The sequence below is a fragment of the Pseudomonas sp. PME37.24/025 genome, assembly GCF_055556615.1.
The window spans coordinates 1-243 of sequence record NZ_JBVHNK010000436.1 but is presented as its reverse complement, the minus strand read 5'-3'; the positions used below and the strand labels follow the sequence as shown (position 1 = coordinate 243).

At 65.4% G+C, this 243-nt stretch carries 1 protein-coding gene; it reads right to left on the bottom strand.

All coding sequences use genetic code 11. The features are described 5' to 3' along the window. The coding region (locus tag ACZ3HH_RS30975; protein ID WP_465810527.1) for an oxygenase MpaB family protein at window positions 1-243 on the bottom strand (243 nt) is incomplete at both ends.

Here is a 243-nt window from a genome sequence, read left to right as displayed (position 1 = left end):
CACCCCACCGCGCATCATCAGCCGTGTCCACGGTTGCGCTACCGCATTGGGAGCAGGCGCATTCAAGACCAGCTGCAAGGTGGCGCGGGTGCGATCGTCGCAACGCAATTGCGGGCGCATGCGCTCAATGTAATCGGCGATGGCTGCCCGTGAACGCGGGACCTCGCGTGCGCCAAGCGCTTCAGCCACGCAGGCGATCTCATCGAGATACTGATCCTGGCGCGCCGCCGGAAAATCCGGGCG